At 55.8% G+C, this 20140-nt stretch carries 17 protein-coding genes; 8 read left to right on the forward strand and 9 right to left on the reverse strand.

Features of this window, described 5'->3' with window-relative positions:
• The first annotated feature begins 7 nt into the window (after positions 1–7).
• Positions 8–634, forward strand: a complete 627-nt coding sequence (locus AC0LWE_RS06685) for a glutathione S-transferase family protein (protein ID WP_202667115.1) — start codon at positions 8–10, stop codon at positions 632–634.
• On the opposite strand, the gene AC0LWE_RS06690 is transcribed toward AC0LWE_RS06685, so the two are convergent.
• From AC0LWE_RS06690 to iaaA, 7 genes are all read right to left on the reverse strand, one after another.
• Positions 635–1753, reverse strand: coding sequence for a PQQ-dependent sugar dehydrogenase (locus AC0LWE_RS06690; RefSeq protein ID WP_202667116.1), 1119 nt, complete (start codon positions 1751–1753; stop codon positions 635–637).
• A 106-nt stretch (positions 1754–1859) separates the two neighbouring features.
• Positions 1860–2243, reverse strand: coding sequence for a biofilm formation regulator BssR (gene bssR / locus AC0LWE_RS06695; RefSeq protein ID WP_202667117.1), 384 nt, complete (start codon positions 2241–2243; stop codon positions 1860–1862).
• 161 nt (positions 2244–2404) lie between these two features.
• Positions 2405–3316: a glutathione ABC transporter permease GsiD gene (gene gsiD / locus AC0LWE_RS06700; protein WP_174342224.1), complete on the reverse strand. Its 912-nt coding sequence runs from the start codon at positions 3314–3316 to the stop codon at positions 2405–2407.
• A complete protein-coding gene (gsiC, locus tag AC0LWE_RS06705) occupies positions 3317–4237 on the reverse strand; it encodes a glutathione ABC transporter permease GsiC (protein WP_059178537.1) in 921 nt (306 codons plus the stop codon).
• Positions 4238–4285: 48 nt separating this feature from the next.
• Positions 4286–5824 (reverse strand): glutathione ABC transporter substrate-binding protein GsiB, encoded by a 1539-nt coding sequence (gene gsiB / locus AC0LWE_RS06710; protein ID WP_219346847.1) that lies wholly within the window; start codon positions 5822–5824, stop codon positions 4286–4288.
• Between the two features lie 33 nt (positions 5825–5857).
• Positions 5858–7729, reverse strand: coding sequence for a glutathione ABC transporter ATP-binding protein GsiA (gene gsiA, locus AC0LWE_RS06715; RefSeq protein ID WP_202667119.1), 1872 nt, complete (start codon positions 7727–7729; stop codon positions 5858–5860).
• Positions 7730–7740: 11 nt separating this feature from the next.
• Positions 7741–8679 (reverse strand): beta-aspartyl-peptidase, encoded by a 939-nt coding sequence (iaaA, locus tag AC0LWE_RS06720; RefSeq protein ID WP_059178540.1) that lies wholly within the window; start codon positions 8677–8679, stop codon positions 7741–7743.
• A 189-nt stretch (positions 8680–8868) separates the two neighbouring features.
• On the opposite strand from iaaA, the gene moeA reads away from it, so the two are divergent.
• Together moeA and moeB are read left to right on the forward strand one after the other, a co-directional pair.
• Positions 8869–10101 carry a molybdopterin molybdotransferase MoeA gene (gene moeA / locus AC0LWE_RS06725; protein ID WP_202667121.1) on the forward strand — a complete coding sequence of 411 codons (1233 nt, stop codon included), beginning with the start codon at positions 8869–8871 and terminating at the stop codon, positions 10099–10101.
• A 2-nt stretch (positions 10102–10103) separates the two neighbouring features.
• Positions 10104–10856, forward strand: coding sequence for a molybdopterin-synthase adenylyltransferase MoeB (moeB, locus tag AC0LWE_RS06730; RefSeq protein ID WP_131487170.1), 753 nt, complete (start codon positions 10104–10106; stop codon positions 10854–10856).
• Between the two features lie 89 nt (positions 10857–10945).
• Here the strand turns inward: moeB and fsa are convergent, their stop codons facing one another.
• Positions 10946–11608, reverse strand: a complete 663-nt coding sequence (gene fsa, locus AC0LWE_RS06735) for a fructose-6-phosphate aldolase (protein ID WP_219346848.1) — start codon at positions 11606–11608, stop codon at positions 10946–10948.
• 126 nt (positions 11609–11734) lie between these two features.
• Here fsa and AC0LWE_RS06740 point away from each other — a divergent pair, with 126 nt between their 5' ends.
• The 4 genes from AC0LWE_RS06740 to AC0LWE_RS06755 all read left to right on the forward strand — a co-directional run bounded on the left by AC0LWE_RS06740 (position 11735) and on the right by AC0LWE_RS06755 (position 17474).
• Positions 11735–12634 carry a glycyl-radical enzyme activating protein gene (locus AC0LWE_RS06740; protein WP_219346849.1) on the forward strand — a complete coding sequence of 300 codons (900 nt, stop codon included), beginning with the start codon at positions 11735–11737 and terminating at the stop codon, positions 12632–12634.
• A gap of 4 nt (positions 12635–12638) precedes the next feature.
• Positions 12639–15071 (forward strand): formate C-acetyltransferase/glycerol dehydratase family glycyl radical enzyme, encoded by a 2433-nt coding sequence (locus tag AC0LWE_RS06745; protein ID WP_219346850.1) that lies wholly within the window; start codon positions 12639–12641, stop codon positions 15069–15071.
• Positions 15072–15246: 175 nt separating this feature from the next.
• On the forward strand, positions 15247–16062 hold the full coding sequence (locus AC0LWE_RS06750) for a Cof-type HAD-IIB family hydrolase (protein WP_202665196.1): 816 nt from the start codon (positions 15247–15249) through the stop codon (positions 16060–16062).
• A gap of 149 nt (positions 16063–16211) precedes the next feature.
• Positions 16212–17474, forward strand: coding sequence for a DUF1479 domain-containing protein (locus tag AC0LWE_RS06755; RefSeq protein ID WP_219346851.1), 1263 nt, complete (start codon positions 16212–16214; stop codon positions 17472–17474).
• On the opposite strand, the gene AC0LWE_RS06760 is transcribed toward AC0LWE_RS06755, so the two are convergent.
• Positions 17471–18544 (reverse strand): LacI family DNA-binding transcriptional regulator, encoded by a 1074-nt coding sequence (locus AC0LWE_RS06760; RefSeq protein ID WP_059178549.1) that lies wholly within the window; start codon positions 18542–18544, stop codon positions 17471–17473. The genes AC0LWE_RS06755 and AC0LWE_RS06760 overlap by 4 nt on opposite strands.
• Positions 18545–18834: 290 nt before the next feature.
• Between AC0LWE_RS06760 and AC0LWE_RS06765 the strand changes: the two genes are divergently transcribed.
• Positions 18835–20136 carry an MFS transporter gene (locus AC0LWE_RS06765; protein WP_059178550.1) on the forward strand — a complete coding sequence of 434 codons (1302 nt, stop codon included), beginning with the start codon at positions 18835–18837 and terminating at the stop codon, positions 20134–20136.
• Positions 20137–20140 lie beyond the last annotated feature (4 nt).

Raw genomic sequence — 20140 nt, forward strand, 5'->3', positions numbered from 1 at the left:
AGTCAGTATGATTACGCTGTGGGGCAGGAACAATTCGACTAACGTCAAGAAAGTCCTCTGGACGCTGGAAGAGCTGGATTTACCGTTTAACCTGGTGATGGCCGGTTTGCAGTTTGGCGTGAATAAAGACGCCGAGTATCTGGCGATGAATCCGAATGGCCTGGTGCCGCTGTTACGTGACGATGAAACGGATTTAACGCTGTGGGAATCTAATGCCATCGTGCGTTACCTGGCGGCTCAGTACGGTCAAAATCGCCTGTGGGTCGACGCCCCCGCGCAGCGTGCTCAGGGTGAAAAATGGATGGACTGGGCGAACCAGACGCTCTCGCCTGTCCACCGCGTGATCCTGATGGGGCTGGTCAGAACGGCTGAACCCGACCGCGATTATCCCGCTATTCACGCGGCACAAGCCACCTGCGAAACGCTGTTCGCGATGATGGATGCTGAACTGGCCGACAAACCGTGGTTCTCCGGGGAAAACTTCGGCGTGGGTGATATTGCGGTGGCACCGTTCGTCTGGAACCTCACACAGATTGGCCTGACCTGGGCACCGCGCCCGAATCTCGAGCGCTGGCTGAAACAGCTCAGCGAGCGCCCGGCGTATCAGAATGTGGTGATGATACCCGTCAGCTAATCACTGTTTGGACGGGCTGACTTTCCACAGTTGCCCGTCTGATTCATCTGTCAGGACATATAAATATCCATCCGGGCCAACGCGGACATCGCGGATACGGGAGCCTTTATCGCCCAGAATCCTCCCGTCTTCCGTCACCTTGTCGCCGTTCACGCTCAGCACGATCACGTCTTTCTCTTTCAGCGCGCCGATAAACAGCTTGTTTTTCCACTGCGGGAACACCTCGCTGTTGTAGAACGCCATCCCACTGACTGCCGGCGATTTCTTCCAGACAAACAGCGGCGGCTCGGTGCCGTCGTGGTGCTCGCCTGTCGCTTCCGGGATCTTCAGGCCGCTGTAGTTGATGCCGTGTGTCGCCAGCGGCCAGCCGTAGTTTTTGCCTTTTTCCGGGATATTAATTTCATCGCCGCCGCGCGGGCCATGTTCATTCAGCCACAGCGCATCGCTCCAGGGATTCATCGCCATCCCCTGCGGATTGCGAATGCCGTAGGACCAGATTTCCGGCCGCGCACCGGCTTTATCAACAAACGGGTTGTCGGCTGGCACTTTACCCTGATCGGTCAGACGCACCACTTTGCCCTGCAGTTTATCCAGATCCTGCGCCGTCGGACGCTGGTTGTTTTCCCCCAAGCCGATAAACAGATAGCCCTTACCATCAAACACCAATCGCCCGCCGAAGTGGTTGCCGGTAGACAGTTTTGGCATCTGGCGGAACACCACCTGGAAGGATTCTATGCGCGACAGGTCATCGCTAAGACGGCCATAGCCCACCGCCGTACCCGCTTTGCCGTCATTTCCGACTTCGGCGTAGCTCAGCCAGATGCGGCGAGATTGTTCAAAATCGGGTGCGAGAACAACGTCGAAAAGCCCACCCTGCCCGCTGTCCCACACTTTTGGAATACCCACAATCGGATCGGATAGCCCTTTACCCGCCTGCCAGTGCTTAAGCTGTCCGCCTTTTAGCGTGATCAGCATGCCCTGATTATTGGGTAAAAAAGCCAGCGACCAGGGGTGATCCAATTTTGTCTGGAGAATATCGACCTTAACCGCTGCGGGCGCAGCCATCACCGACGTGGATATCAATAAGAAAGACAAAGAAATAAGCGAAGATCGACGCATAACGCACTCCTTTTCGACGTATGGCATAAAGATTAGCCAGGCAGCGCAGGCGCGTTAGCGTTTTTACAAAAGCTTAATCAGAAGGGGGAGTTGCCTCCCCCGTGGCTCAGTGCTGTTGGAGCGGAGTGTGCTCTTTCAGGCACATAATGCAGAGAGTGAGTGTTGTCAGGCAGTGTTCAAGCTTATCTGCGCTGACGGCTACAAACGTTGGGCAATCATGGTGCCCGGTCATCAAACAGACGGCGGCTTTAGAAAGCGCGTCTGCCGCGCGACCTAGGATGCGTTGCTCATCCGCATCGTAGTGCTCCCTCAGGATTGGCGCTTGTTTACGCATGTAGGCGCACAGTTCAAAACAATTTTCGCGCAGATGGTCGCTTTCGCTGACTGACATATACCCTTTTGCCACCCTTAACTGCAGATAAGCTGCAAGGTCAATTCGGGCATTGATCAGCTTGTTCAGCAGATCGCGTTTCAGTCTGTCAACGGACATGCTATTTCCTCCCTAATCAGCCATTGTGCAAAGAAAGCATAAGTTCATTTTTTGTACAGATCACTGCCTGAGATCAATAAATGGTAACCGTTTAACATCTTTTACAATGTTAAAAATTTCGTACTAATGCTTTTTCTGGCACAGGGAAAAGCCTCCCGCGCTTAGCCTTTGATTCGGGGGTCCAGCGCATCGCGCAGTCCGTCGCCCAGCAGATTAAACGCCAGCACCGTGAGGAAAATGGCCATGCTCGGGAAGAGCGCAACGTGGGGCGCAATGACCATATCTGCCCTCGCTTCATTCAGCATTGCACCCCATTCCGGCGTAGGCGGCTGTGCGCCCAACCCCAGGAACGACAGACTCGCCGCCGAGATAATCGACACACCGATTCGCATCGTGAAGTAGACCACAATGGATGACACGGTGCCGGGCAAAATGTGGTTGAAGAGAATGGTCGCATCGCTGGCACCGATGCTGCGCGCCGACTCGATAAACGTCTGCTGCTTGAGCACCAGCGTATTGCCGCGCACCAGACGCGCAAACGCCGGGATGGAAAACACCGCCACGGCGATGATCACATTTGCCATGCCGTTGCCCATAATCGCTACCACCGCAATCGCCAGCAAAATACCCGGGAAGGCGAACAGCACATCGCAGATGCGCATGATAATACGATCCCACCAGCCTTCGTAATACCCCGCCAGCAGTCCCAGCACCGTGCCTATCGCAGCGCCGATCAGCACGGCGAAAACGCCCGCCGCCAGCGAAATCTGCGCGCCCACCAGCACACGACTAAAAATATCGCGCCCAAGGGAATCCACGCCAAACCAGTGCACCATTGACGGGCCGTCATTCAGACGGTCGTAATCGAAATAATTTTCCGCATCATATGGGGTGATCCAGGGCGCCAGAATCGCCACGACGATCAACAGCAAAACGAACAGCCCGGCGGTCATTGCCACAGGCTGACGACGAAATCGCCGCCAGAACTCCAGCCACGGCGTGCGGATATGGTCCGGTTTTATCCCCGGCATCGCGTTTAGCATGGCCTGACGGCGCCAGTGTAACAATCTCATTTACTTGTACCTGATTGCCGGGTTAATGGCGGCGTACAGCACGTCCACCACTAAATTGATAAGAATAAACTCCAGTGAAAACAGCAGGACTTCTGCCTGAATCACCGGATAGTCGCGCATGTCGACCGAATCGACCAGCAAGCGACCTAGCCCCGGCCAGTTGAACACCTTTTCGACCACAATCGAGCCGCCCAGCAAAAAGCCAAACTGCAGGCCCATCATTGTGACGACCGGGATCATCGCATTGCGCAGACCATGCTTGAGGATGACCCACTTTTCGCTCACGCCTTTGGCGCGCGCGGTTCGCATGTAATCTTCACTCAGCACATCCACGAACGAGGCGCGAGTAAATCGCGCCATCACGGCGGACACGGCAGCGCCCAGCGTAACCGATGGCAGAATGTAGTGCTTCCAGGTGTCTGCCCCCACCGTAGGCAACCAGCCCAGTTCCACCGAGAAAATCTGCATCAACAGCATGCCCAGCGCGAACGCCGGAAAGGAAATTCCCGTCACGGCCAGCGCCATGCCAAGCTTATCAGGCCAGCGGTTGCGCCAGACGGCAGCAATAATGCCCGCCGCAAGACCAAACACCATGGCCCACAGCATACTGGCGATGGTGAGCCAAAACGTCGGCATAAAGCGGCTGGCAATTTCTTCGGACACCGGACGACGCGACACCATTGACGTGCCGAAATCGCCCTGTAAAACGTTGGTGATGTAATGCCAGAACTGGACATACAGCGGTTGATCGAGACCCAGCTGCTTGCGCACCATCTCAATAACCGTTGCGTCCGCCTCTGGCCCGGCAATCAATCGTGCCGGATCGCCCGGCAGCATATGGACAAACAAAAACACCAGCACCGCCACGATAAGTAGCGTTGGAATCAACCCCAGCAGGCGTTTAAACACATAATTCAGCATGCCTTTCCCTCTCATCCCGCACGCCGTCGCCTGCGGGAATGAGTTCTGTTATTTCAAATCCGCATCGTCAAAGCTAAAGCCCGTATCCGGCATAATGTAGAAACCCGTCAGCGCTTTGTTATGCGCGGAAACCAGTTTTTCTACCACCAGCGGGATCCACGGCGACTCTTTCCAGATAGTATCCTGCGCGTCTTTATACAGCCGCGCTTTCTCTTCTGGTTTAGTGGTTTTCAGCGCGTCAGACAGATCTTTATCCACCTGCGGATTGCTGTAAAACGCGGTGTTAAACAGCGTTGGCGGCCAGTTCTGCGAGGCAAACAGCGGCGACAGCGCCCAGTCAGCTTCGCCCGTTGAGGCTGACCAGCCGGTGTAGAACATTCTCACACCGCTCTCTTTCTGGCTTTTCCCTTCCACTTCTGCGGCACGCTGCCCCGCATCCATCGCGGTTAACTGCGCTTTAATACCCACCTGCGCCAGTTGTTGCTGGGTGAACTGCAACACTTTCTGCGCAGTACTGTGATTATGCGACGACCACAGCGTAGTGCTGAAGCCGTTGGGGAATCCGGCCTCTTTTAACAGTTCGCGCGCTTTCGCCGGATCGTACGGCCACGGCGTGTAGGTTTCGGCATACTGGATCGACGGCGGGACGACGCCGGTGGCTGGCGTCGCGTAGCCCGCAAAGGCGACCTTCACCAGCGCCTGACGGTTAATCGCGTAGTTGATCGCCTCACGCACTTTCGGATTATCAAACGGCTTTTGCGTGACGTTCATGCTGATGTAACGCTGCATGATCGACGGGCTGGCGACCAGCTCCAGCTTGCTGTTTTTTTGCAGGATCGCCGCCTGCTCGTAAGGGATCGGGAAGGCAAACTGCGCTTCGCCGGTTTGGAGCATCGCCGCGCGGGTGTTGTTATCCACCACCGGACGCCAGGTGATAGAGTCCAGCTTTGGCAGCCCTTTCTGCCAGTATCCGGCGAATTTCTTCACCTTCACAAAATCGGTTTGATTCCAGGTGACCAGCTCATACGGCCCGGTTCCAACCGGATGGAAGCCAATCTCTTTGCCGTATTTTTTCAGCGCGTCTGGCGAAATCATCGCCGTCGCCGGGTGCGCCAGAATATTGATAAACGCCGAGAACGGCTCTTTTAAGGTGATTTTAACGGTCGTGGGATCGACGGCCTCAGTGCTGGCGATATTCTTGTACAGGTTATAGCGCTTGAGGCTGTTCTCCTTGTTGCTGGCGCGATCCAGGTTGACCTTCACCGCCTCGGCGTTGAAGTCTGTCCCGTCCTGGAACTTCACGCCGCTGCGCAGTTTGAGGGTGTACACCAGGCCGTCATCAGAGACGGTATAGCTCTCCGCCAGCACGTTTTTCAGCTTCATCTCTTTATCAAGGCCAAACAGTCCCTGATAAAACGACTTCGCCACCGCCTGCGACAGCGTGTCGTTGGCGTCATACGGATCGAGCGTGGTGAAGTTTGATGCCACCGCAACAACCACATCTTTGGCCGCAAAGGCAGGGCTTGCCGCCAGCGCCGCCGTGACACTCGCGGCTAACAGCCATGGTCGAGCAACAAATTTTGTCATTTTATTCTCCTGTTGTTCCCTGTCTGTCAAATGTTATAACCACGAAAACGCATTGTTCTGACGCGGAGGTGCGACGAAATGGCCGGGGCCAACCTCGCGTAATTCAACCCGTTCTGCCCGCTCACCGCGTTTACGGATATTGCCTGGCATCTCATCCTGGAGCAGCACGCGCTGGCCGTGGCGATGTGCCGGATCGGCGACCGGTACGGCCGCCATCAGCTTACGGGTGTAAGGATGCTGCGGATTTTCAAACACCGCGCGACGCGGACCAATTTCAACAATTTGCCCCATGTACATCACCGCCACGCGATGGCTGATGCGCTCCACTACCGCCATATCGTGCGAAATAAACAAAAAGGCGATGCCCAGATCGCGCTGCAAGTCGAGCAGTAAATTGATAATTTGCGCCCGGATGGAGACGTCCAGCGCCGACACCGACTCATCCGCTATCACCACTTTCGGGTTTAGCGCCAGCGCACGCGCGATGCAAATGCGTTGTCGCTGGCCGCCAGAAAATTCGTGCGGATAACGCCAGGCATGTTCCGGTTTCAGCCCCACGCGCTCCAGTAACCACGCCACGCGACGCTGGGCCTCTTCGCCTTGCAATAACCCGTGCACCCGCAGCGGCTCCATGATCGAATACCCCACCGTCTGGCGCGGATCGAGCGACGCATAGGGGTCCTGGAAGATAAACTGAATATCGCGCCGCAGCGGTTGCAGCTGGCTCGCCGACAGCGTGTCGATGCGCTCGCCGTTGAAGATAATACTGCCTTCCTGCGACTCAACTAACCGCAGTAACGCGCGTCCGGTGGTGGATTTGCCACAGCCTGACTCCCCCACCAGCGCAAGCGTTTCGCCGGGCCATAAATCAAAGCTGACGTTTTCGACGGCATGCACTTCGCGCTTCACACGATTCAGAATGCCGCCGCGCAGCGGGAAGCGCGTCACCAGGTCGCGAACCTGAAGAATGGGCTCGCCCGCCACCACCGTGTCTTGCTCCGTTTCGGCTTCCTGATGCTGCGGATCGTTCATCGAGATCAGCGGAAAACGACGCGGTAAATCGCTGCCGTTCATCGCCCCAAGACGCGGGACTGCCGCCAGCAGCGCTTTAGTGTAAGGATGCTGCGGCGCATGGAAAATCTGCTCCACGCTGCCCGTCTCCACCGCTTCGCCCTGATACATCACCAGCACCCGGTCGGCGATATCCGCCACCACGCCCATATCGTGAGTGATAAAAATCACCCCCATATCCATATCCTGTTGCAGCACTTTAATAAGCTGCAAAATCTGCGCCTGAATCGTGACGTCCAGCGCGGTGGTCGGTTCATCGGCAATCAGCACCGCCGGACGGCATGACAGCGCCATCGCAATCATCACCCGCTGGCGCATCCCACCAGAAAGCTGATGCGGATAGCGCGAAAGGATCGTCTGCGCCTCCGGAATGCGGACCTGTTCCAGCATGCGTTTGGCCTCCGCCAACGCCTCTTCACGGTTTAAGCCCTGATGTAAGCGGATCGACTCGGCAATTTGCTCGCCCACCGGAAAGACCGGATTAAGCGACGTCATCGGTTCCTGGAATATCATCGCCATATCTGCGCCGCGCACACTCTGCATTTGCGACTGACTCATTTCCATCAGGCTGACCACTTTCTGACTGCGCCTGCGCAGCAGCATGCTGTCACACTCGACAGTGGTGCCAGACTGCTCCAGCAAGCGCATGAGCGACAGCGCCGTCACGGATTTACCGGAACCGGATTCGCCAACAATCGCCAGCGTCTCTCCGCGTTTGAGTGAGAACGAGAGATGCTTTACCGCCGGTACGGGCCGCCGCTCTTCCTGAAACGCGATGTTCAGGTTGTGAACCGCCAATACCTGCTGGCTGTCCAGATCGTTACTGTGCGGCACCCATAACCCCCTTATTCACGATAAATTCCCGTTGTTGGTGCATCGCCTGCATAACCCCAGGCGCGATACATGCCTTCACTGTTGAACGGCAACGCAACGTTGCCCTCACGATCGACAGCGATAAGCCCGCCGCTCCCGCCCAACGCGGGCAATTTTTCCATCACCACGCGCTCGCAGGCCTCAGCGAGGCTTAAATTGCCGTAATCCATTAACGCCGCAATGTCATAGGCGGCGAGCGTGCGGATGAACACTTCCCCCGTGCCGGTGCATGAGACCGCCACATTGGCGTTATTGGCATAGCATCCCGCGCCGGGTAAAGGGCTGTCCCCTACCCGACCGGGTAATTTATTGGTCATGCCGCCGGTGGATGTCGCTGCCGCCAGGTTGCCCTCTTTATCGAGCGCCACCGCGCCAACCGTACCCATTTTGGTGCTCTCATCCAGCGGGGCCGAATGATCCAACTGGGTGATCCCCGCCGTGCGTGCTTCCAGTAATTGCTGATAACGCTCAGGCGTGGAGAAAATGTCAGGCAGAACCGTTTCCATTCCGTGCTCAGTGGCAAATTTTTCTGCCCCGGCCCCCATCAGCAGCACGTGCGGGCTTTGCTCCATCACCAGACGCGCCGCCAGAATCGGGTTGCGCAGATGGCTGACACCAGCGACAGCACCGGCTTTAAGCGTGTTGCCGTCCATCACGCAGGCATCCAGTTCGTGTGTTTCATCGCGCGTAAATACCGCGCCAATACCCGCATTAAACAGCGGGCACTCCTCCAGAAGACGCACCGCTTCAGTGACCACGTCCAGCGCGCTGGCTCCCGCTTCCAGCATTTTTTGACCGGTTTCGACAATGACAGACAGCGCATTGACGTAGCGTTTTTCCTGCTCAGGACTCAGCTTTGATCGGGTAATTGCCCCTGCTCCACCGTGTATTGCGATAACCGCATTCACCATATCAATCACCCATCAGCGTAAAGGCGCTGCTTTTTCTATAAATATCATTATCGTGGCCGGAGCTTCAGATGATTTTTGAATATAGAAAGACGCAACTGTGATGTAAAGCGTACACCATCGGAGTCATACAGTTAGTGGCACTTTTCTGCCATAATGCCCACTTTCGTTGCAATCCCGCAGGAGTGACCCATGGATTTTACCGCCGGACTGATGCCGCTTGAGACGGCACTCACGCAGATGCTCGACCAGATTTCACCGCTCAAAGAGCACGAAACGCTACCTTTACTGCGCTGTTTTGGTCGCGTGACGGCGAGCGATATCGTCTCTCCGCTGAACGTGCCGGGGTTTGATAACTCTGCGATGGACGGTTATGCGGTGCGTCTTGCAGATATTCAGGCAGGAAATGCATTGCCGGTCGCCGGAAAAGCCTTTGCGGGCCAGCCTTTTCAGGGTGAATGGCCGCAGGGAACCTGTATTCGCATTATGACAGGTGCCCCGGTGCCAGCGGATTGCGACGCGGTGGTGATGCAGGAAGAGACCGAGCAAACCGACGAGGGGGTGCGTTTTACCGCCAGCGTTAAGCCGAACCAGAACATCCGCCGCGCCGGGGAAGATATCACGCTGGGTGCAGCCGTTTTCGCCGCCGGGAAAAAGCTGACGGCCGCTGAACTGCCGGTTCTGGCATCGCTGGGTATTGCTGAGATCGACGTGGTGCGCAAAGTGCGCGTTGCTCTGTTCTCGACGGGCGATGAGCTGCAGCTGCCGGGTCAGCCGCTTAAAGCGGGGCAAATCTACGACACCAACCGTCTGGCCGTGCATCTGATGCTGGAACAGCTGGGCTGCGAGGTCATTAACCTCGGCATTATTCCTGACGATCCGGAACAATTGCGCGCTGCGTTTATACAAGCGGACAACTCCGCTGATGTGGTGATAAGTTCCGGCGGCGTATCCGTTGGCGAAGCGGATTACACCAAAATTCTTCTCGACGAGCTGGGTGAAATCGGCTTCTGGAAGCTGGCGATTAAACCGGGCAAACCGTTCGCTTTCGGTAAGCTTGACCACAGCTGGTTCTGCGGCCTGCCGGGCAATCCGGTGTCAGCGGCGCTGACGTTTTATCAGCTGGTGCAGCCGCTGCTGGCAAAATTGTCCGGCAACACGGCACAGGGCCTGCCCGCACGTCAGCGCGTACGGGCCGCTACGCGCCTGAAAAAATCACCGGGTCGTCTTGATTTCCAGCGTGGAATTTTGGCACGAAACGCCGAGGGTTTACTGGAGGTGAGCACCACCGGCCATCAGGGTTCACATATTTTCAGCTCCTTCAGCCAGGGCAACTGCTTTATCGTTCTTGAGCGCGAGCGCGGAAACGTCGAAGCGGGCGAGTGGGTTGAGGTCGAAGCCTTTAACCATTTATTTGGAGGCTGAGCATGTCGGTAGAACTGAGCGATCAGGAGATGCTGCGCTACAACCGCCAGATCGTGCTGCGTGGTTTTGATTTTGACGGTCAGGAAGCGCTCAAAGCCGCCCGCGTACTGGTGGTGGGATTAGGTGGTTTGGGCTGTGCGGCGGCGCAATATCTCGCGGCGGCGGGCGTCGGGAGTATGACGCTGCTGGATTTCGACACCGTGTCGGTATCCAATTTGCAGCGCCAGACGTTGCACAGCGACGCGACAATTGGTGAGCCGAAAGTCGCCTCCGCTCATGCCGCGCTGGCGCGCATTAATCCTCACGTTCAGTTCACATTGATTGACGCTTTGCTCGATGACACTGCGCTATTCGCGCGAATCGCACAGCACGACCTGGTTCTTGATTGCACCGATAACGTCGCCATTCGTAATCAACTTAACGCGGGCTGTTTTACCCATAAAACACCGCTGGTTTCCGGCGCGGCGATTCGGATGGAAGGCCAGATCAGCGTATTTACTTACGCCGACGGCGAGCCCTGCTATCGCTGTCTGAGCCGTCTGTTTGGCGAGAATGCGCTGACTTGCGTCGAGGCGGGCGTCATGGCGCCGCTGGTCGGCGTGATCGGGTCATTGCAGGCTATGGAAGCGATTAAAGTGCTGACGCATTACGGAACACCGGCGGCGGGAAAAATCCTGATGTATGACGCGATGAGCTGTCAGTTCCGCGAGATGAAACTGATGCGTCATCCCGGATGCGAGGTCTGCGGGGGGTAATGCAAAACGGCAACCAACGGTTGCCGTTTTTCGTGTTTGTCCCCTCTCCGTTTCGTTGAGGATTGGGGTAACGGCATCAGGCCGTACAATCAAATAGTTGTCCGGCCAAACGCACCCTGCCAGTCCTGCTCAAACTTCGCTACTGCCGCATCCACCGCGGGAGCGTTAATAAACTGCTGCGCCACATCCAGCGGCAAAGTGATGGCCTCGCAGCCCGCCAGCAAACAGTCCAGCGCCTGGCGCGGGGTTTTAAAGCTCGCCGCCAGCACTTTTGCCTGCGGCGCATGCAGCGTCAGCAATTGCTGTAATTCCACCACCGTTTGAATCCCGTCGCCGCCCTGTGCGTCCAGGCGATTCACATAAGGCGCAACATATTCCGCGCCAGCCAGCGCCGACAGCATGCCCTGCGCAGCACCGTAAACCGCCGTTCCCAGCGTTGGGATCCCTTCGGCTTTCAGCATTTTAATGGCTGCCAGCCCTTCTGCCGTGACGGGCACTTTGACCACCAGATCGTTAATTATGGCGCGTAATTTACGCGCATCGTCGACCATCGCTTCGGCCGTAGTCGCCATCACCTGCGCGAACAACCGGCCTTTCCTCCCCAGCGCGTCATGCAACTCTGGCAACAGCACGTCCAGCGGTTTTTTCCCCGCCGCCACAATACTGGGATTGGTGGTTACGCCCGCCAGCGGGAAAATGCGCGCCAGTTTTTTGACTGCAGCAACGTCGGAAGTATCGAGATAAAGTTCCATGATCACACCCTCAAAATTAGCCTGCCCTAACACTACCACGTAAAAACTCGCCGCAGAGTTGACGCACATCAAAATAACTTTCATTCGAAAGTTATTTAATCTTCATACGCAACAAGAGGCGACATTATGATTTTCAATATTCAGCGCTATTCGACGCATGACGGTCCCGGTATTCGTACCGTGGTGTTCCTGAAAGGCTGCTCATTAAGCTGCCGCTGGTGTCAAAATCCTGAGAGCCGTTCTCGTACCCGAGACGTCCTGTTTGACGCCCGCCTGTGCCTGGAAGGCTGCGACCTCTGCCAGCAGGCTGCGCCAGGGATTATCGACTGCACGCTGAATGGACTGATTATTCATCGCGAAAAACTCAACGATGCAACGCTTAACGCCCTCACCGACTGTTGCCCGACGCAAGCGATGACCGTATGCGGTGAGGAGCAACAGGTCGCCGATATTATGGCCACCGTGCTGCGCGATAAACCCTTTTACGATCGCAGCGGCGGCGGTATCACACTCTCCGGCGGCGAGCCGTTTATGAACCCTACTCTGGCCCACTCGCTGTTCAAAGCCAGCCACGAACAAGGCATACATACTGCCGTTGAAACCTGTCTGCATGTGCCGTGGCACGCGATCGAACCCTCGTTGCCGTATGTTGACCTGTTTCTCGCCGATCTGAAACATGTCGATGGCGACGTGTTTAAACAATGGGCTGGTGGCTCGGCTAAGCGCGTACTGGAAAACCTGAAACGCCTTGCGGCGGCAGGCAAAAAAATGACTATCCGCGTTCCGCTGATTCCCGGTTTTAACGCAGATGAAGCGTCTGTCAAAGCGATTACACGTTTTGCCGCCGATGAGCTGAACGTCCGCGAGATCCATTTTCTGCCGTACCACACCCTTGGCATGAACAAATATACCCTGCTCGGCCAACCTTACTCTGCCCCTGATAAACCGCTCGATAACCCAGCGTTACTGGACTTTGCCCTGGCGTTTGCTGACCAGAATGGGTTAACCGCCACCTTACGAGGATAATGTTATGACACAGCTGAATCTGAACACGTTGACCGATCGTATTAAGGCGCATAAAACCGCTCTGGTGCATATTGTTAAGCCGCCCGTTTGTACCGAGCGCGCGCAGCATTACACCGAAATGTACCAGCAGCACATGGATAAGCCTATTCCGGTGCGTCGCGCGCTGGCGCTGGCCCATCACCTGGCGAATCGTACCATCTGGATAAAACACGACGAGCTGATCATTGGCAACCAGGCAAGCGAAGTCCGCGCCGCACCGATCTTCCCGGAATATACCGTATCGTGGATTGAAAAAGAGATCGACGATCTGGCCGACCGTCCGGGCGCGGGCTTTGCCGTCAGCGAAGAGAATAAACGTGTTCTGCATGATATTTGCCCGTGGTGGCGCGGCCAGACGGTGCAAGATCGCTGCTACGGCATGTTTACCGACGAGCAAAAAGGGCTACTGGAAACCGGGATTATCAAAGCCGAAGGCAATATGACCTCCGGCGATGCCCACCTGGCAGTGAATTTCCCACTGCTGCTGGAAAAAGGGCTCGACGGGATGCGGGCCAAAGTGGCCGAGCGCCGTACCCGCATTAACCTGACCGTACTGGACGATCTGCACGGCGATCAGTTCCTAAAAGCGGTTGATATCGTGCTGGACGCCGTCAGCCTGCATATTCAACGCTTTGCCAGCCTGGCGCGTGAAATGGCGAGCAATGAGATCCGCGAAAGTCGTCGCGACGAGCTGCTGGCAATGGCAGAAAACTGCGATGTGATTGCCCATCAGCCGCCGAAAACCTTCTGGCAGGCGCTACAGCTGTGCTATTTCATCCAGCTGATTCTGCAAATTGAGTCCAACGGTCACTCCGTCTCCTTTGCCCGTATGGATCAGTATCTCTATCCGTTCTACCGCCGCGACGTTGAGTTGGATCAATCGCTCAGCCGCGAAAACGCGATTGAAATGCTGCACAGCTGCTGGCTGAAATTGCTGGAAGTGAACAAAATCCGTTCCGGCTCGCACTCAAAAGCGTCGGCGGGAAGCCCGCTGTATCAGAACGTCACGATTGGCGGACAGAAGCTGGTCAACGGCGACGCGATGGACGCGGTGAACCCTGTCTCTTACGCGATTCTGGAATCCTGCGGCCGCCTGCGTTCCACTCAGCCAAACCTCAGCGTGCGTTATCACGCGGGTATGAGTAATGACTTCCTCGACGCTTGCGTGCAGGTGATCCGCTGCGGATTTGGGATGCCCGCGTTTAATAACGATGAAATTGTGATTTCCGAGTTCATCAAGCTCGGCGTCGAAAAAGAAGACGCTTACGACTATGCGGCGATTGGCTGTATCGAAACCGCCGTTGGCGGCAAATGGGGATACCGCTGCACCGGCATGAGCTTTATTAACTTCGCCCGCGTGATGCTTGCCGCGATGGAAGGCGGTCGCGATGCCACCAGCGGCAAGGTTTTCCTGCCGCAGGATAGAGCGCTCTCCGCCGGTAACTTCGATAATTTCGAGCAGGTGATGGAATCCTGGGACAACCAGATTCGCTACTACACGCGCAAATCCATCGAAATTGAATACGTGGTGGACACCATGCTGGAAGAGAACGTACACGATATTCTCTGCTCTGCGTTGGTGGACGACTGTATTGAGCGCGCGAAAAGCATTAAAGAGGGCGGCGCGAAATATGACTGGGTGTCGGGTTTGCAGGTCGGTATCGCCAACCTCGGAAACAGTCTGGCTGCGGTGAAGAAGCTGGTCTTTGAACAGGGCACAATCGGTCAGCAACAGCTGGCAGCCGCGCTGGCGGATGATTTCGAAGGGCTGACGCATGAACAGTTGCGCCAGCGTTTGATCAACGGTGCACCGAAGTACGGCAACGACGATGACAGCGTCGACCTGCTGCTGGCCCGCGCTTACCAGACCTATATTGAAGAGCTGAAGCAGTACCACAACCCGCGCCACGGCCGTGGGCCGATCGGCGGTAACTACTACGCGGGTACGTCGTCTATTTCGGCAAACGTGCCGTTTGGTGCGGCGACGATGGCAACGCCGGATGGCCGTAAAGCGCATACCCCGCTGGCGGAAGGCGCAAGCCCGGCATCGGGTACCGATCATCTCGGTCCAACAGCGGTTATTGGTTCCGTGGGTAAATTACCGACTGAAGCCATTCTGGGTGGCGTGCTGTTAAATCAGAAGCTGAATCCGGCAACGCTGGAGAACGATTCGGATCGTCAGAAGCTGATGATCCTGCTGCGCACCTTCTTCGAGGTGCATAAAGGCTGGCATATCCAGTACAACATTGTGTCACGTGACACGCTGCTCGAAGCGAAAAAGCATCCGGATCAGTATCGCGATCTTGTGGTGCGTGTCGCGGGCTACTCGGCGTTCTTCACCGCGCTGTCGCCGGACGCGCAGGACGATATCATCGCCCGTACGGAGCACACGCTTTAATCTCTCCGCTCTGATGCCCTCACCCCAGCCCTCTCCCACAGGGAGAGGGTGCACACACTCAAAACGGCAACTTGGTTGCCGTTTTGCTTTAGGTTTCGAATGAAATAGATTTGTGGTTCGGGTCACATTGTTATTAGAATGTTTCTGGTCGCAGTAATATTCTGGAGAACAATGTATGACCGTAAAAGTTATCGTCACCGATATGGACGGAACTTTCCTTGATGATGCCAAACAATACGATCGTGAACGCTTTCAGGCACAATTCGAGCAGCTAAAGGCACGTGATATTGAATTTGTTGTTGCCAGCGGAAACCAGTATTACCAGCTCATCTCGTTCTTCCCGGAACTGAAAGAACACATTTCTTTCGTCGCTGAAAACGGCGCGCTGGTGTTCGATCACGGCGAGCAGATTTTCCACGGCGAATTGACCCGCCACGAATCACAAATCGTGATCGGCGAATTACTCAAAGATAAACAGTTGAATTTCGTCGCCTGTGGATTAGAGAGCGCGTATGTGAGCAATAGCGCCCCTGACGAGTTTGTCGCGCTGATGTCAAAACATTATCACCGCTTAAAGCGCATCAGCGATTATCAGGACATTGACGACGTACTGTTCAAGTTCTCACTGAACCTGCCGGATAGCGATATCCCCGATCTCATCGACAAACTGCATGTTTCGCTGGACGGCATCATGAAGCCCGTCACCAGCGGTTTCGGCTTTGTCGATTTGATTATCCCTGGCCTGCATAAAGCCAATGGTATCAGCCGCCTGCTCAAACGCTGGGGCATTTCCCCGCAGGAATGCGTAGGGATTGGCGACAGCGGTAACGACGCCGAAATGCTGAAGCTGGTGAAATATTCGTTTGCGATGGGCAATGCAGCGGAAAGCATTAAATCGATTAGCCGTTTTAGCACTGACGATAATAATCATCAGGGTGCGCTGAACGTCATCCAGGCCGTGCTGGACCATACCGATCCTTTCAACGCGTAATTCCCTTCTGGCCGGGGCTAAGCTCCGGCACATCACTCTTTTCCGATCCTGCGGTACACGTCAAATTTTTAAACTTGCATTAACTTATTTTTAACTTAAAGTATCACTTGTAGACACTTTTACTTTCGAATGAAAGATGCGAGGCGGTTATGACGTTAACGTTTACCAGTGAAATTTTGCCTGCGGACCCTAAAGCCGCGATTCGCCAAATGAAACGCGAGTTACGCGCGCAGATCGGTGACGTTCAGGCGGTTTTCGACCGGCTGAGTGATAAAATTGCGACTCGTGTGGCGGAAATTAATGAATTGAAAAACAAAGGGGAATCCGTCTGGCCGGTTATCCCTTTTGAAGATGTGAAGAACGGCACGATAACCGCCGCGCAGCGTGAAGCGGTCAAACGCCGGGGTTGCGCAGTCATCAAAGGTCATTTCCCGCACGAGCAAGCGCTGGCGTGGGATAATTCCATGCTCGACTATCTCGATCTCAACCAGTTCGACGAGGTCTACAAAGGGCCAGGCGATAACTTCTTTGGCTCATTAAGCGCATCGCGTCCGGAAATTTATCCGATTTACTGGTCGCAGGCGCAAATGCAGGCGCGTCAGAGTGAACAGATGGCGCAGGTGCAATCGTTTCTGAATCGTTTGTGGACGTTCGAGAGCAACGGCAAACAGTGGTTTGACCCGGATGTCAGCGTGATTTATCCGGATCGCATCCGCCGCCGCCCGCCTGGAACAACGTCCAAAGGCTTGGGCGCGCATACCGATTCTGGGGCGCTGGAACGCTGGCTGCTTCCGGCTTATCAGCAGGTGTTTGCTCGGGTGTTTGACGGTAACATCGATCGGTACGATCCCTGGAACGCCGCGCATCGCACCGAAGTGGAAGAGTACACCGTGGATAACACCACCAAGTGCTCTGTGTTCCGCACCTTCCAGGGCTGGACGGCGCTGTCGGATATGATCCCGGGCCAGGGCTTGTTACACGTCGTGCCGATCCCGGAAGCGATGGCGTACATTCTGTTGCGTCCGCTGCTCGACGATGTGCCGGAAGATGAGCTTTGCGGCGTGGCGCCAGGGCGCGTACTGCCGATTTCCGAGAAGTGGCATCCGCTGTTGATTGAAGCGTTGACCAGCATTCCGGCGCTCGACGCGGGGGATTCTGTGTGGTGGCATTGCGATGTGATTCACTCCGTCGCGCCCGTGGATGATCAGCAAGGCTGGGGCAACGTGATGTACATCCCTGCCGCGCCGATGTGCGAGAAAAATCTCGCCTACGCGAAAAAGGTCAAAGCGGCGCTGGAAACGGGCGCATCACCGGGCGATTTCCCGCGCGAAGATTACGAAAAAACCTGGCAGGATCGCTTTACCGTGAACGATCTGAATATCCATGGCAAGCGCGCGCTCGGCATGGTCTAAGCGTCGTAAAGTCCTTCCCGCTCCACGGCGGTGCGTCGTTTTCCCTGACGTATCCGCCGTACCGATTCCCGCACCGTCAGCGTCCCGTTGAGTAATAGCGTTCCCACCGGCGCATCCGGGCGCATCAAACGCTGCTGGAGCATATGAACCGCTTCCGTTCCCAGCTCATCGCGTGGAACGTGCACTGCCGTTAAGGGAACATCCTGAATCGCCGCCAGATTGAAACCGTCGATGCTCATCACCGAGACATCCTGCGGCACCCGCAAGCCATGCTTTTGCAACGCGCTAATGGTGCCTGCGGCCATGAAATCGCCCCCCACCAGAAACGCCGTTGGCAGGTTTTTAGCGGGCGTTCGACTGAGCCATTCGCTGACCTGCTGTTCCGTTTCTGTGGCGCTGAAGCTGGGCACCACCAGCAGATCGCGTTTATCGTTAAATTTCAGATTGTGCGTCTGCCAGCCATCACGGATGCCCGCCAGACGCAGCTCCATGGTATACCGGCGCAAGCACAACACATTCATGATCTCTCGGTGACCCATTTCGAACAGATACTCCGCGGCACGTTCACCGATGGCGCGGTGATCGGGGGCGACAGCAGGCAAGCGCATCCGGCTGTCACGACAGTTAATGAGCATACAGGGTTTAGCAATATCAACGGCCAAATCGTGAATATGGGGATCGTCAATGCCCAGTAATATCGCGGCCTGAGTGTCCGTTTCGTTCATACGGGCGAGAAAGAGCTGCGCGTCGCTGTCGTTCTCCTCAAGCGCACAGTAGCGAAGCCTGACCTCATGAGACGCGAGCCCTTTGCTGACACTCTGAATCACGCGGTAGTAAAAGATGTCGGACCGCTCGTCAAAGGCACGCTGCGGGGCGAAGACCACCAGGCTATTCAACAGTAACCGACCCGCCGCCATGCCATCCATGACGCCGAGTTCCCGTGCGCATTCCAGCACCTTCTGACGGGCTTTTTCGCTGGTGTTTGCCTTCCCTGCCAGGACACGAGAAACCGTGCTGATCGAGAGCTGCGTCCGGCTGGCAATTTCTGCGATTTTTAGCCTTTTATCCATTTTGTGATCTCGCTCCATTTGCTAAATGCAAAAATTTTCATAGTGTGGAATTCCCATATCTACAGGCTTTAATGGCATCTTGCCAAAAAACGAATGCCACTTATGAGAAAGCTTGCACAAAATCCACTATTGCCCGCTCATTTTCTGCCATAAGGTGAACTTGTCACACAACTTCCATACTAGTTGTATATCAACTTGAAGCGAAAAACAGATAACTTTCAACGCCATAATAATCTGTGTGACAACCGAATCGTACCTTCCCCCTACCGTCCGTCTTGTGGAGAGAGAAAATGAGTCAGGGCATTAATACTCCGGTTGTGGCAAGCAAAACCCGCCGCGTCATCAAAAATCTGCGCTGGTATGTGCTGGTGCTGTTTTTGCTGGGCGTGACCGTCAACTACATTACCCGTAACTCGTTAGGCATTTTGGCGCCCGAGCTGAAAGCGACGATGGGCATTACCACCGAACAATATTCCTGGATTGTCGGCGCGTTCCAGATTGCCTATACCATTTTCCAGCCCCTGTGCGGCTGGCTTATCGACGTGATTGGCCTGAAAATTGGCTTTATGGTCTGCGCCGGGATCTGGGCATTAATGTGTATTTTCCACGCCGGTGCGGGGAGTTGGGTGCATCTGGCTATCCTGCGCTTCTTCATGGGTGCCTCGGAAGCCGCCGCCACGCCGGCTAACGCCAAAACCATTGGCGAATGGTTCCCAAAATCTGAGCGCCCTATTGCTGCCGGTTGGGCAGGTGTCGGTTTCTCGATCGGTGCGATGCTGGCACCGCCCATTATTTACTTTGCGCATGCGTCGTTCGGCTGGCAGGGTGCGTTCATGTTCACCGGCGTACTGGCCCTGCTGTGGGTGATTTTGTGGTGGGCGTTCTACCATAATCCGGAACAGCACCCGAATCTGGGCAAAGACGAACTGGCGTTCATCAAGCAGGATAACGAGCCACCAGCCGTTAAGCTGCCGTTCCTTACCGCGCTCAAAACCGTGTCCAAAAATAAGCGTTTCTACGGCATCGCCATTCCCGCGTTCATGGCTGAACCGGCCTGGGCTGTGCTGAGCTTCTGGGTTCCGCTGTATCTTGCCAAAGAACACGGCATGGACCTGAAACAGATCGCGATGTTTGCGTGGCTGCCGTTCCTGGCCGCCGATCTCGGCAGCGTCGTGAGCGGATATCTTACCCGTCTTTATACCCGTCTTTTCGGCTGCTCGCGTGTGAACTCCGTGGTGGCCAGCTCCGTGACCGGCGCGTTCCTGATGATTTCTCTGGCTGCGGTTGCTATCACCCGCGACCCGTATATCACGATTGCGCTTATCTCTATCGGCGGGTTCGGTCATCAGATTATCTCCTGCATGCTCAGCGCCCTGGTGGTGGAATCGTTCGACAAAGGCCAGATGGCGACCGTCAACGGCATGCGCGGCTCAGCGGCCTGGATCGCCAGCTTCTTGTTCTCACTGCTAATTGGCGTAACCGCCGACAAAATCGGCTTTAACCCGCTGTTCATTGCCATGGGCTTCTTTGACCTGATTGGCGCATTTTTCCTGGTCGCATTTATTGCTGAACGTCGCGCCAAGCGCGCCTGATACT

The sequence above is a fragment of the Lelliottia sp. RD5 genome, from assembly GCF_056032945.1.

What these genes read in the sequence shown, in the direction of transcription:
- AC0LWE_RS06685 (WP_202667115.1), top strand. Translation starts at nt 8, where the DNA reads ATGATTACGCTGTGGGGCAGGAACAATTCGACTAACGTCAAGAAAGTC.
- AC0LWE_RS06690 (WP_202667116.1), bottom strand. Translation starts at nt 1,753, where the DNA reads ATGCGTCGATCTTCGCTTATTTCTTTGTCTTTCTTATTGATATCCACG.
- bssR (WP_202667117.1), bottom strand. Translation starts at nt 2,243, where the DNA reads ATGTCCGTTGACAGACTGAAACGCGATCTGCTGAACAAGCTGATCAAT.
- gsiD (WP_174342224.1), bottom strand. Translation starts at nt 3,316, where the DNA reads ATGAGATTGTTACACTGGCGCCGTCAGGCCATGCTAAACGCGATGCCG.
- gsiC (WP_059178537.1), bottom strand. Translation starts at nt 4,237, where the DNA reads ATGCTGAATTATGTGTTTAAACGCCTGCTGGGGTTGATTCCAACGCTA.
- gsiB (WP_219346847.1), bottom strand. Translation starts at nt 5,824, where the DNA reads ATGACAAAATTTGTTGCTCGACCATGGCTGTTAGCCGCGAGTGTCACG.
- iaaA (WP_059178540.1), bottom strand. Translation starts at nt 8,679, where the DNA reads ATGGTGAATGCGGTTATCGCAATACACGGTGGAGCAGGGGCAATTACC.
- moeA (WP_202667121.1), top strand. Translation starts at nt 8,869, where the DNA reads ATGGATTTTACCGCCGGACTGATGCCGCTTGAGACGGCACTCACGCAG.
- moeB (WP_131487170.1), top strand. Translation starts at nt 10,104, where the DNA reads ATGTCGGTAGAACTGAGCGATCAGGAGATGCTGCGCTACAACCGCCAG.
- fsa (WP_219346848.1), bottom strand. Translation starts at nt 11,608, where the DNA reads ATGGAACTTTATCTCGATACTTCCGACGTTGCTGCAGTCAAAAAACTG.
- AC0LWE_RS06740 (WP_219346849.1), top strand. Translation starts at nt 11,735, where the DNA reads ATGATTTTCAATATTCAGCGCTATTCGACGCATGACGGTCCCGGTATT.
- AC0LWE_RS06745 (WP_219346850.1), top strand. Translation starts at nt 12,639, where the DNA reads ATGACACAGCTGAATCTGAACACGTTGACCGATCGTATTAAGGCGCAT.
- AC0LWE_RS06750 (WP_202665196.1), top strand. Translation starts at nt 15,247, where the DNA reads ATGACCGTAAAAGTTATCGTCACCGATATGGACGGAACTTTCCTTGAT.
- AC0LWE_RS06755 (WP_219346851.1), top strand. Translation starts at nt 16,212, where the DNA reads ATGACGTTAACGTTTACCAGTGAAATTTTGCCTGCGGACCCTAAAGCC.
- AC0LWE_RS06760 (WP_059178549.1), bottom strand. Translation starts at nt 18,544, where the DNA reads ATGGATAAAAGGCTAAAAATCGCAGAAATTGCCAGCCGGACGCAGCTC.
- AC0LWE_RS06765 (WP_059178550.1), top strand. Translation starts at nt 18,835, where the DNA reads ATGAGTCAGGGCATTAATACTCCGGTTGTGGCAAGCAAAACCCGCCGC.